This window comes from Streptomyces sp. NPDC086077, assembly GCF_040686175.1.
Classification (GTDB): Bacteria; Actinomycetota; Actinomycetes; order Streptomycetales; family Streptomycetaceae; genus Streptomyces.
Genome location: NZ_JBFBJT010000076.1, coordinates 1 through 12,732, shown reverse-complemented (window position 1 = coordinate 12,732; position 12,732 = coordinate 1). Strand labels below are relative to the sequence as shown.

General features: G+C 68.3%; 6 protein-coding genes. 2 read left to right on the top strand and 4 right to left on the bottom strand.

Annotation, left to right across the window (positions count from 1 at the left end):
* The first annotated feature begins 196 nt into the window (after nt 1-196).
* Together AB0O67_RS22000 and AB0O67_RS21995 are read left to right on the top strand one after the other, a co-directional pair.
* A complete protein-coding gene (locus AB0O67_RS22000; protein ID WP_365452497.1) occupies nt 197-2,338 on the top strand; it encodes an AAA family ATPase in 2,142 nt (713 codons plus the stop codon).
* Entirely contained in the window at nt 2,325-3,815 is a 1,491-nt protein-coding gene (locus AB0O67_RS21995; protein WP_365452495.1) for a UvrD-helicase domain-containing protein, read from the top strand. Before AB0O67_RS22000 ends, AB0O67_RS21995 begins: the two co-directional genes overlap by 14 nt.
* Before the next feature lie 179 nt (nt 3,816-3,994).
* On the opposite strand, the gene AB0O67_RS21990 is transcribed toward AB0O67_RS21995, so the two are convergent.
* The 4 genes from AB0O67_RS21990 to AB0O67_RS21975 all read right to left on the bottom strand — a co-directional run bounded on the left by AB0O67_RS21990 (nt 3,995) and on the right by AB0O67_RS21975 (nt 12,126).
* On the bottom strand, nt 3,995-6,889 hold the full coding sequence (locus AB0O67_RS21990; protein WP_365452493.1) for a Helicase associated domain protein: 2,895 nt from the start codon (nt 6,887-6,889) through the stop codon (nt 3,995-3,997).
* A 110-nt stretch (nt 6,890-6,999) separates the two neighbouring features.
* Nucleotides 7,000-7,557, bottom strand: coding sequence for an XRE family transcriptional regulator (locus AB0O67_RS21985; RefSeq protein WP_365452491.1), 558 nt, complete (start codon nt 7,555-7,557; stop codon nt 7,000-7,002).
* Between the two features lie 5 nt (nt 7,558-7,562).
* Entirely contained in the window at nt 7,563-9,671 is a 2,109-nt protein-coding gene (locus AB0O67_RS21980; protein ID WP_365452489.1) for a helix-turn-helix domain-containing protein, read from the bottom strand.
* Nucleotides 9,672-9,735: 64 nt separating this feature from the next.
* Entirely contained in the window at nt 9,736-12,126 is a 2,391-nt protein-coding gene (locus AB0O67_RS21975) for a Helicase associated domain protein (protein WP_365452487.1), read from the bottom strand.
* Nucleotides 12,127-12,732: the final 606 nt, after the last annotated feature.

Genomic DNA, 12,732 nt, shown 5'->3' with positions numbered 1-12,732 from the left:
ATATCTCTAGGTGCCAGTTCTCACTTGAAGGGGCGATTCCCGGAGGAAGTGCCGGACTTACCCACGACGCCCGTGCTGTCCAACAGCGCCTGCTGATGTACGACGGCGAGGGAGCGGTGCGTTTTGAGGTGAGGGGTGTCCGTGCCAGCGGTGATGATGGAAGCTGTTGTGCCGTCAGGGTTGTTAGGGGGATCCGTTGTATCTGAGCCGCGTGAAGGTCTCCGGGCTGAGAGCGAGCGCTGAGAGAGAGATCGAGTGTCAGCTGCCGGGACGCTTCAGCGTTCTGATCGGGGCGAACGGAGCCGGTAAGACCACGATCACCGATTCCCTGTACCTGGCGCACACCAGCCGCTTTCCCCTGCTGCCCAGGCAGAGCGCTGCTGTTCTCGGTGCGGGTGCTGCACCGGGAGTTGAGGTGCAGTACAGCCTGGAGCACACCCCCGCGGATGCCGAGGGCCCCCTGGGACAACAGATTCTGGGCTCTTTGCACCGCTCCGCCGGCGGCGTCGCACAGCAATGGTTCAGCGGGTTCCAGCGCAACTTGGGCACGGTCCGTGCTCAGGTCGACCGGCACCGAATACTGCAACCGGGTCTGGGGACAGACCCGTTCAAGTTCATCTACCTGCCAGCCTGGCGCCACCCCCTGGATGAGTTGGCTCGTCGGGAGACCCGGATCCTCATCGAGCTGCTGCGCGCTCAGCAGGAACGCCTCGACGGCAGCCGCAGCCTGGTGCCGCTGCGGGTGAAGGCCTCCCGGCTCCTGGAGAACCTCGCCAAGGACGGGCTCATTGAAGCCGTCGAAGAACGCATCAGCACCCATCTCGCCTCTCTCACCTCGGGCGTGCAGCGCCAGTGGTCCTACGTGCGAGGACAGGTGATAGACGACTCCTACCTCGCGCGTGTTTTGGAACTGATGCTGGCCGTCGTCGAAGGCCGCACAGCGGCCCGCCCGCTGGAGGTCTCGGGTCTGGGCTACGTCAACCTGCTCCACATGGCCGTCACGCTGGCCGCGATACCCGACTCCACCGCACGCGCCGCAGCCGCAGCCGCAGAGGAGGCGTCCGAGACCAGCGACGAACCCGGGGAACTGACACAAGCGGACGAGGAACAACTGGCGCGGGACCGCCGCACGCAGGCAGTGGCGGAAGCCGAATCCGAGGCGGACTCTTTCTTCCCCCGCACCCCGTTCCACGCCACCGTGGTCATCGAGGAGCCCGAAGCCCACCTTCACCCCCAGCTGCAGCACGCCCTCGTGCGCTACCTCCGCAAGACCGTACGCGAGCGCCCGGAACTGCAGATCGTGCTCTCCAGTCACGCCACCGACATCATCACCTCCTGCGACCCCGAACAACTGGTCGTACTGCGACGCACGGCGGACGGCCAGCGAGTCTGCCGACCGATCGCCACGATCCCGATGACCGAGCGCGACAAGACACTGCGCATGGCCCGCCTGCACATGGACGCCAGCCGCTCGGCCGCACTGTTCGCCGAACGGCTCGTCGTGGTCGAAGGCGTGACCGAAGCCGCCATCCTCCGTGACTTCGGCAGGGCCTGGGCTGGTCCGGACGAGGCGAAGCAGGCCTTCATTGAGGCGCTCAGCATCATGTACGTCGGGACGAAGGTTGGGCCATGGACCTCACGGCTCCTGGCGACAAAGGACGCGGAAATATGCGCCCGGCTGGCCGTTCTGCGCGACAGCGACAAGCCCTTCGACGAAGAGCCCACCCCGCCCGCCTGGCTAGCCGACCACGATCCGGCCGTTGTGCAGGCCTTCATCAGCCACCCGACACTGGAGCCGTCCATTACCCAGGGCAACGAGCAGCTCATCGAGACCGCACTGACCGACATCGGCGCAGCACCCATCGGGCCGATCACCCCGCAGACGGTGCACAACCTGTTCAAGAGCGCCCGTAAAGGCAAGAAGGGCGCCCCCGACGTGCCGGCGGGCCCGCATGCCAAGGACAAGGCGGCCTTCGCCGACGCACTGGCCTTTCTCCTGGCCGATGCAGTCGAACACGGCAAACCGGTCCAGGTCCCCGGCCATCTCAAGAACCTGTTCGACTTCCTCTTCCCGCACCCCACAGAACCTCAGGACGGAGACGGCGCCGAGGAGGAAGCAGAGGAGGGAGCCGCCCTGCCCGCTGTGCCGCCCACCGTCCCTGACCTGTCCCCGGCCGACCCTGGCAGCCCTGCTACGCCGCCGGCGCCCGTTCCCGCAGGAGCTTGGCCCACAGCCCCGGCGCAGCCCGCCGACACCGATCCGTGGGCAGCTGGTACCTGGGGATCTGAACCGTGGGCAGCGGACCCATGGGGGGACACGGACCGTGACCCGAGCTGAGACCGCCAGCGCTCTCACCCGTGAGCAGCTGACTGCGGCTGGAACACCCCGCCGCCGCCTCTACATCGAAGCGGCCCCGGGATCCGGCAAGACCACCGTGGCGGCTCAGCGCTTCGGCATCCAGCGCTTCCACGGCAACGACCAGCGCGCCGTCATCGCGGTCAGTTTCACCCGCTCCGCGACAACCGAACTCCGTGACCGTGTGCTCAGCCAATGGGGCCCGGACGCTCTCGCCTGGCCGCACCGCATCGTCACACTCGACACCATCGTGTGCGACCTGCTCACCCACCTCCTGCACACCGGCCACGTGCGGTGGCCCGCAGGCCACCGCCACCTCACCGTCATCGACCACTGGCGGGTGCTGCTATCCACTCAATGGACCGACAGAGAACCCACCGTGGCCCTGGAAACAGGCCAGGTCATTACACAGGTTGTGCGACGGGCCGGGAAAGCGAACAGACCCAGCACCGTGGACGTCGGCGAGGCCCTGGCTGAGGGATACTGCACGCACCAGGATGCACGCCATCTCCTCGAATCGGCCCTGGGCGCCCACGGCGTTCGCGACGTCCTGCTCGTTCGCCTCGCCCAGACCGCCCGCGCGCTGATCGTCGACGAGATCTTCGACGCCAATGCCCTTGATCTGTCCCTGGTCCGCCTTGCCGCCGACGCAGGCCTGGAGGTCACCGTGGTCGGTGATCCGTGGCAGGCGCTGTACGGCTTCCGTGGCGCCCGCCCGGAACAAGTGCCCTACCTGGTCCAGGATGCTTGCTTCGTCCAGCGCGACCTGCGCACCTCCTTCCGGTGGAAGAGCGCCCAACAAGCCCTACTGGCTGACCAACTGCGTGCAGGACAGGGGGTGACCCTTCTTGAAGGACAGATCGAGAACATGGACGTCCTCCTCGCCCTGCGATGGAAACCCCTGTGGGAGGCCGGTCCCCATGTCCTGCCCCTTGCCTACGGATCGACCACAGGCCACATCCACGAAGCGGCCTGCACCCTCCTACTCAGCGAAATCACCCAGCGGACGTTCGGGGAAAACGCCACCTTCCACAACGACGCCCTCACCACCCTCGGCATCGACCACGAAGCGGCGCAGCGCCTGCGCTCCCCCCTCCAAACCATCGCCGCTGACCTCGCCGGCACGACGGGCATCGCCGAGATCTGGACCTCCCTCAACACCGTTGTCGCCAGCGAAACCGACCGTCCTTTGCCCAGACGACGCAACCACACCCACACCGCACGCCTGGAGAACCTAAGAGCACGCCTCCACACGTCTGCATCCCGAATTATCCCCGGTCTCACCGCCCACCAGGCCAAGGGCCGAGAATGGGACGCCGTCGGCGTGTGCCTCACCGGCCCGGAGCGCGAAACCCTGCGACAAGGCCTCAGCTCCGACAGCGAAGACCACCGCAAGCTTTACGTGGCCCTCACCCGGGCCAAGCGGGTGACCACCGCGGTCTCAGGAGACGTACAGTGACGGCCTCCTCTGCGGGGCAGCGAACGACGGCCTTGCCGCGGCCGCGCCTCACAGGAGCACGTACCGCACATGCTTTCGCATGCCAGGCACGCTCTTCGGCGCCTCGGACGTGTCGCCACACGGTCGGGAAAGGTGCGAGCGGACCATTTGGTTGCGGAGGCCCTCCATCGTTGTCTGCTCTATCCGGGGTGGATGCCGATGGCTGTCAGAAGTCTTTGCTGGGGCGGGTCGAGCCGATCCCACAGGACGGTCTGTTTGCATGCCCAGCGTTGAAGCTTGGGTGAGATGGGTTGCCCGGCGACTCGGGTGGTGCGGTATTGGTGGTACTGCCGCTGCCAGGTGAAGTCCCAGGGCGGGTTCCACCATGGGTCCAGGCTGGCCAGAACTCGGGCTTGAGGCGACGTCCCGCTCTTTTTGCGGGCGCGTTGGCGGTGTTCGGCCAGCCACCGCCCGATCGGGAACCCTTCGTGCTGCTCACCGACGTGTGCGGCAAGGTGTCCGTGCCGGGCCGTGTACGAGCGGGCATGGGCGACGTCGGTGTCGAAGCGCGGTGTGGTGGTCAGCCGCCTGGACTCACGGGGGCCGACCCGCGCCTGGGCCGCTGCGGGGGTGATGCCGATAGCGGCGAGGAGGCGCTGCTGGTCGGGGTGAAGGCTCTCGTAGAGGGTGCACTGTCGCTTGACCCAGATACCCAGGGCGTCCTTCCCGACGGGAAGACCGCCCACCGTGTCGGCTCCACGGCCGGCACGCATGCAGTCGCGGGCGCGGTAGTAGTTGCGCTGCCAGTGCAGGTCCCACGGCGGGTTCCACCACGGATCGATCGCGGCCAGTTGCTTGAGGTGCGGTGAGGCGGGCTTGCCTTTCCGGGCGCGCTGCTTGGCGCGGTTGCGCTGGCTGAACAGCCACATCCCGAGCGCGAAGCCGCTCTGCCGTGTATCGCGTGGAACGGCCAGGTGCCTGTGGACGTCGGCCCAGGCCCGGGCGTGCACCAGCGCGCTGTCGAACCGGGCGCGGTGGTCGGGGCGCTGTCCGACCCGCGGAACTCCCAGCGGCCTGTGCTGTGCGACCGCAGGAAGGCATCCCACCGTTCCCGCACCGTCCCTTTGCGGGCGACCCGGGGCCCGCACGGGCGCGGCAGACGCACTGGCCGTGGCGGCCGGTGCTTCGGCGATGGCCGTCTCCGGCTTCAGGCCGAGCTGGTCGAGGAGATCGTGCTGGCCTGGCAGGAGCAGGTGGTAGCGGTGCTGCTGGATGCGCAGCCACTCCTGCGCCGGCTTGTCCATGAGCGCAAAGCCCTCACTCAACTCCCCGCCACCAACGTGCTGGAGCTGCTGGCACGCGTGCTCGTAGGAACGCTGCCAGCACAAGTGCCAGGGCGGCCGCCACCACGGGTCGATCCGTGTCAAAGCCTCGGCACGGCCTGGCGACAGCACTCCGCGCCCCATCTGGCCGCGCCGGTCGGAAAGCCACCTGCCCAGCGGGTAATCCTCATGCACCGTGCTGACACCGACTCCCGCCAGGCTCCCGTGTTTCAGAGCCCAGGTACGGGCATGGGCGAGCGCCTCCTGCTCCCCAGCACGCTGACTGCGACGCCGGGGCCGGGCATCACGAGCCGCCGTGGCATCGATGCCCAGCCGTGCAAGGAGCCGTTGCTGCTCAGGATGCAGATCCGGATACCGGGTGCACTGCAGGTACAGCCACTCGCCCAGGCTGAGGCCGGTACCGGGAAATCCTCCCCGCGCATCCAACGGGCCCTGTTCCGCGACGTGGCATCTGGCCTGGTGGTAGGTGCGCTGCCACAGGGTCGGCCACGGCGTGTCCCAGTACGGGTCCAGTGCCCGCAGCGCGGCGCTGCGCCGGGCAGACATCCCGAGGCGGAGCATGCGTTGGTTGGTCATCCACGCCCCCAAGGGAAAGCCGTCCTGCAGCGTGTCCGCCCGTGTGGCCAGATTCCCCCGCGCAGCCGCGTAGGCCCGGGCATGCGTCAGGCCCGCTTCGAAGGCCTCGTCGGCTTGCCGGCTGTGGCCGCGCCGCCGTTTGGGGGGCGGTGCCTCTGCGGCTTCACCGTCGGCCGTCTCCTGCAGGTGCTGGGCGAGTTCGTCAGCCAAGGGACGAGGCCGGTGCGCGGGATGGACCTTCCACAGCAACCGCTGCCCGTCGCCGTCCGCCACTTCCGCCGTCTTGCTGCACTGGTGCGCCCAGGCGAACAGCGGTCCGTCCATGCACGATGCCAGGCGATCAGTGAGCCAAGGCCGCCGCAGACAGCGGGCCAGCTCACTGATGAGCATGGGGAGGTCACCCAGGCAGAAAGGGAGGTGGCCGCGCACCTGGGTATGGCGTCTCACCGTCTGGTCTACCAACACCCCGGCAACGGCCACCGTCTCCGGATAGGTGACCAAGCCGCGGGCCAGGACCCGCCACCGCCCGGGCTCCTCGCCCCCGGGAACCGTCGCACACAGCCTCGCCGGCCACAGAGTTTCTTCCGGCCACTTCTGCGCCCACCACCAGGCGGTGACCGCCTCAGCGACCTCGAACGCCGAACCAGCGACGGGGGAGCGGCGCAGCAGCCTGCGGTGCTCCTCCTGCGCCTGGACCACCTCCGGGCATCCGGCCAGCCCGACGACGCGGCCCCCGCTGCCAGGCACGCTCATCAGCCAGCACCGGTGGCGTGGGCAGACTCGCTGGTGCGCCGCCAGGTACACCCGGGCTGGTGCAACGCGACCGGTCCGCGCAGCAACACAGCCCGGGCACGCCGGACCCCAGGCGGCAACCGTCTCGACCCCGTTGTGGAGCCGCGCCGCCGGCCTCTCCTTCGAGGGGCCCAGCGGCTCCTCCCGCGTCCAGGCCGGCAGCGCACGGTGCAAGCCCACCTGCGGCACACGACACAGCGCCGCGACCCGGTCCCGGGCCGAGGCGTTCAAGAACACCTCACTGTCGCCCTGTAGAGCCCCGACGACGCCCTGCTGGCCAGCCACTTCGGTAACCGCCGACAGCAGACTCCGCACCGTCAGGCCGTATCTGTCCGCGATCCGCCCCAGGAACGACAGGGTCATCTCACCCTGCAGGGGAGCCACCCGAAAGGCACCCGCAGCCAGCAACAGTTTCCCCACCCATCCCGTGGCTTGTGACAACGATCGTGTTTCGGCTCAACGAGCAGGTCCGGGCTCCCGGTTGCTGCCGGGGGTTAGTAGTCGAGGTCGAGGTAGTCGATGTCGTTGAGGGTGACGTCGGAGAGTCCCAGGGCGCGGGCTCCGCCGTCTTGGAAGTAGATGTCTTTGAATCCTTCGGCGATGATCTGGCGCATCTGCTGGTCGCTGGCTCCGGCGTCACGGGCGTTGAACAGGCGCTGTGCGTAGGTGGCGGGCAGGTGGACGGTGAGGCGGCGGAATCTTCCGTCGTCGGTGGTGCCGATGGGTGCGGTGTACCCGAACCGGGCCCGTGTCTCCACCGTGATGCCGCGCGTGGTGGCGGCCTGCTTCTGGCGGCGCTTGCGGACCTGTGGTTGCCAGCGGGCCCGTACGGCGGCGTCGATCCGTTCGGCGATGGCTTGGGGCGGGTGCTTGCGTTCGCCCTTGCGGTAGCGCTCCACCGACCGCTGGCTGACCCCGATCTCCTGGGCAACGGCTTTGGTCGTCTTGAGCTGCTTGATCAGGAAGTTGATGCGGGCCTGGAGGGTCTTGGGCGGCTGGCGGGTGAACGCTTCGCGGTCGGCGCGTTCGATGGCGTCGTCGATCTCTCCCACAGCGCCTACTCGCCTTCGTCCAGGACGGCGTCGCCGCCCTTGATGTGCCGGGCCGGGTTGTAGCCCTGCTCCATGAGGTCGACCGCCCAGAGCATCGACTGGACGCCCTCCAGCTTCGCCAGACCCGGGGTGGGCCCGAGACGGAAGCCGCCGGGCTGGGGCTTGCCGGACGCCGCGTAGGGGAGGAAGGCGAGCGGGCTGGCACCGGGGCTGGGGTAGACGACGCAGTCGGAGAGTACGGCGAGCGGATACAGGCCCGTCATCGTGGCCATGTTGCGCAGTTTGCGGTGCATGTTGACCCGCGCCTTGGAGATGACGGCGGCGCGGATGTCGGGGCGCCAGGTCGGGCGCTGAAGGGCCGGCCACCGCTCGCCCTCCTGGTAGCGCTTGCCCTGCGGGCGCTCGCGGAGCTTGCCGATGCCGCCCTTCACGGTCGCCTTGATCGCGGCCAGCACCGCCGCCATGGCCGGGTCGACGTCCTTGTGCCGCTCCATCGCGGCGAGGAAGGCGCGGTCGTCCAGGTCCCGGGTGACGCCGAGGTCGGCGAGGGTGTCGACGTAGGCGTTCTTCAACCGGTCGTGCCACGGGTCCAGGTACGCGCCGGTCTCGCGCCGCAGGTACGCCTCCAGCGGAGCGACGTTGTAGCCGAGTTCCTGGGCGTAGGCGACGGTGTGTGTCTGGTACCAGGCAGGCCCGGTCGGCCGGGTGCCGTCCGGGGTGAACGGCGAGGGCAGGCGCGGGTCCACCTCAACGTGGGACAGGTCGACCAGCCAGGAGCCGGGGATCTTCGGGTTGAACACCGGGCCCACGAAGTGGTCGGGGGCGGACAGGCCGACGACCAGGCGGGCTGCGGCGGCGAGGAAGGCGGTGTTCAGGTCCAGGCCGACCGCGTACGGCAGCGTGCACTCCTCATCGCTCAGCAGGCTGACGTCGCGCACCCACTGGTACGCCTCCTCGTTCAGGAACCCGCCGTTCCAGCCGCTGTCGACGACGACGGGGTGCTCGGGGGTGGCCTCTGGCGGGGCCGGGTCCATCGGCTCCGTGCCCAGCGAGCCGGGGTTGTGGCCGGGCACCCAGTTGCCGGTGGCGGGGTCCTGCGTGGCGCGTGTGGGTGGCCGCAGCGCCGTCATGAGCTCCAGCCCCGAGACGGCCGTCGACCCGCGCGGGGTGATGACCCGCTGGGCGTAGATGCCGAGGACACGGGCGATGTCGGCCGGCTCCATCTCTGCCACGCCGGGCCAGGACCGCTCATCGAGGGCGTCCCACGACAGGATCGCCAGCTGCACGCACTGCCGCTCGCGCCCCTGGACTTTGCGGTAGATCCTTGCCCAGGGGCCGAACCCGCGCTGGGTGAGCCGCCATTTCGCTTTCACCACCTGCTTGACCACTGGGTGGTCCTCGGGCAAGCGCAGCGAGCGGCGCTGCTCGTGGCCTTCCAGGCGCTCGGGTAGTCCGAGCTTCACGGCGGCCGTGGCGGTGAGGACGACGAGCGGGTCGCTGTCTTTGCCGTTGCGGTGCAGGCGCGGCGCACCGAGCCCGGACTCGCGCAGCGTCCACTCCACCAGTTCCACCACGGTGGTCGCGGGGCAGTCGAGCACGATGCCGCCCGTGGCGTACGCGGAGCCGTCACCGTCGAGCACAGCGAGCGGGCCATGCGGGGAACGCGGGTCGGCGGCGGGCTGCGCCGCCTTCCTCGAGGCCGGGCGCCGCGCGGCCGCGGCCGGCCGGGCGGCCAGACGGGCCGGCCCCGCTGCTGGGACAGCGGGAGCCTGCGGGGCGTGTGCCGTCTCCACCGCGGACGCAGCCGGTTCGGTAGATGCCGCGGACGCCGTTGCGGCAACCGGGGCTGTCGGAGTCACGCCGGGGGCGGGGTACTTCGCCGCCCACCCGTTCAGCAGCCGCTGGTAGGCGTCCAGGCGCGGCGACTTCGGCTCCGAGCGGCCGTTCTCCCAGTTCTTCACCGACTGGGTCGTGGTCTTCAACGCGGTGGCGAGACGGGCCTGGGTGATGCCGGCAGCCTCCCTCAGCCGGGCACGCTCCGCCGGAGGCGGCAGGTGCGGCTCCTCGTTCAACAGAGCGTCGACGGACGCGAACAGCTCTTCCTCGGATGCCATTTCCCTGCACCTTCACGCCAGAACCCGATACTCCTTAACCAACAAATTATCCCACTCTTTAACCCTACCGCGCCCATTCCAGTCCCAGCGTGGCGAGCGCGGTGAGTTTGTCGTCGGTGAGCTTGGTCCGGCGGGTCTTGGTGTTCATGATCCACACTCCGAGCCGGACTTCGGTTCCGTCCGGCAACTGCTCTACGTGCCCTCGTGGGACGGTCAAGGAGCCCGTGCGGGTCTTGTATTGCGTCAGGGCCGCAACGCCCTTCTCGAAGGCGCTCAAGGCCGTCTGGGGTGCCGTGGCGGGTGCCTTCGGCTCCGCGGGCGGGGCCAGCGGGACGACGCCGATGGCCTCCAGGCGTTGGCGCTGTCCCTCTGTCAGGGTCTGCCAGACGTCGGGTTTGCGCTGCTTGGCGAGCCATTTCCCGATGTCCATGCCGTGGACGGTGACGCCGGGCATCACGTCGGCCTGGCCCTCTTCGTCACGCACCAGCTCGCGCACGGCGGCGTAGTGGCGTTGCCATTCCGCCGGCCAGTCCGGGTTCCAGTCTTCGTCCACGGTCTCCAGTGCCGTCTTCCATTCGGGGTGGCCCTCCAGCGCGCCGGGTCGCCGCAAATTCGCGAGCCACATCCCCAACGGCTTGCCCAGCGTTGTCGCGGTGCGGGGGGCGCAGAGGGTCCAGTGCTGGTCGTAGTAGGCCTTGGCGGCTTCGAGGTTTTCTTGGAAGCGTTCATCGGCCGGCGACCAGACCATGCCGAGCTGTTCGAGCCGTCGGGCGCGCTGGCCGGTCATCTGCCCGGCTGCGTAGGCGCGTCGTTGTTCCGCGACCCATAGTCCAAGGGGTGTCGCGCCCTCGCGGTGTCCGTAGGGCACCCTCGCGTTCCCGACCCGCTCGACGTACGTCTTCAGCTTCGCCCACCCGCGTGCCCAGTCCTGCCGTTCGGTGTCGATCACGTTGAAGGAGACCCAGTTGGCGACCATCACCGGATCCCGGGGGGCGGCAAAACGGAGCAGGAGACGAGATTCGTCTTCGCCTTCCTCGGGCGCCGGACCGATGTTCACGGACGGCTGCGCGACGTCCTTCTGAGGCTCCTGCGGAATCGCGAGCAATTCGATTGCTTCTTCGTCGTGAGCGCGCAGACCTTCCAATACCTTCACCAAAGGCCGATACGATCCCGAGGTGAACATGTCTTCCGGCTTTTCTCCGGGCTGAAGGAAGACGGGCACGATCAGGGAGGCGACCTTGCCCTGTCCGGGCTTCTGCCGGAGCGCCCGACCGATGGCCTGGACGATGTCGTGCGGAGCACCCTTGGGATCAAGGAGGGCCACGCTGTCCACGGCGCGGATGTCGACGCCCTCACCCAAAACGCGACAATTCGAGAGGACGGCCCGCAGCGCTGTGGACCCGAAGCCGCCCAGGACTCCCCGCCGGCGCTCGGGGACGTGCTCGCCACACAGCCAGTCCGCCCAGATCTTCGCCGGGTACTTCTCCGGCTGGTCGGCGTGCAGCTTCGCCGCAACTCGCTCCAGGCCCTCCGCGTACGCCTGCACCTCGATCGTCCGGTGGTGGAAGGTGATGCACGTCGACAGGTCGTGCTGCGCCATCGTGTGCAACAACGCGGCCTGGAGGGCTCCGAGGCGCTGCCCGCGGACCTCTTCGGTGTGCCGCTCCTCGCCCATCAGCTTCTCTGGGGTGACGACTGGGTCCTTCAGCTCCAGCACGATGATCTGGTACCGCGCCAACAGCCCGCGCGACACGGCAGAGGCGAGCGAGAGCTTGTACAGGACGGGCCCGAAGACCTTCTCGTCGTCCATGGACGCCGCCATCTCCCGCGGCAACGGATCCCGCACCCCTTCGGCGACTTCCCGGTTGAGCCGCTCTTCCCAGATCCGCGGTGTGGCCGTCATGTACAGCCGCCGGGAGGCCGGGATGACGGTCTGGTCGTGGATGTCGGCCCAGGCCTTACCCATTGAACCGGAAGTCCTGTGAGCCTCATCAACGACCGCGAGGTCTACTGGAGCAAGCTTCTGACCGTAGGCACCCTCGAAAGCCTCTGCCAGGACACCCAGCGACGCGTAGGTGGCGTAGATGGTGACCGGCCCTTGGCCGTGCCACAGCGCCAACTGGATCGGGTTCGTCGTGGAGCGCACCTTCAACGACCACAGCTCCGGATCGTCCTGAAGCGAACACACCGCAACCGCCGGCCCCTTGTGCCCGGCCTCGTGCCACGCCCTCACCGTCTGCGCCAGCAGATCCAACGTCGGCACCAACACCAGCACACGCCCCCTGGGCACAAGCCGCTTCGCCGACGCCGCCGCGATAATCGTCTTCCCCGTCCCACACGCCGCGTGCACCTGCCCACGAAGACCATTCCAGGGAATACCACCCGGCGGAACATCAAGACCCCGAACAATGGCAGCAACGGCCTCGATCTGGTGATCACGCAACTTCACGGCCATGCCCCGTTCTCTCCTTTTCGCGGAATGCAGCGCGTAATAACAAATGGAATCCAGGCGCAAGGTTGGGGTGTAACGTCTGACCCCAGACTCTACACAGCCAGGACTCGTGATGCATCACCCGCACACCAACTTCGCCCCATGAGGGTGGCACATGACTCAATCTCACCCACGAAAGCCTGGGTTCCCTGTATGCTGGCAGGGCGTTGCGATGAACGTGCCGGGGACAGTCAGACGATGGGGGAGGGGGTCAGGGTGGAGCGCAGCGGAACCCCTCATTACCGTGGCCGGCACCCCGTCAGCCGATGGCCTGTCACATTCGTTGCAGGGGTGGTAGCTGGGAATCCCAAGCCCTACACAGTCCCGCGCGGGATGCACCCACCCCCTACTGCCAGCCTCAGGAATCCCGCTTGCGGGATTCCCTCAATTCGCGCTTGCGCGAATTGACACGCACTCAGAATTCCGCTTGCGGAATTCGATTACCGCGCTTGCGCGGTAATCTGGCGGAGCGTCAGCGGAGGTTCCAGATCGGCGAACAGGCCAGGGCGACGCGGTAGGCGTCGTAGCGGTTGTACGGCGCCTCGAAGAGCCGTCCCTCGGTCGGCAGCC

Excerpts from the sequence above, each read along its gene's own strand:
- AB0O67_RS21980 (WP_365452489.1), bottom strand. The coding sequence starts at position 9,671 with ATGGCATCCGAGGAAGAGCTGTTCGCGTCCGTCGACGCTCTGTTGAAC.
- AB0O67_RS21975 (WP_365452487.1), bottom strand. The coding sequence starts at position 12,126 with ATGGCCGTGAAGTTGCGTGATCACCAGATCGAGGCCGTTGCTGCCATT.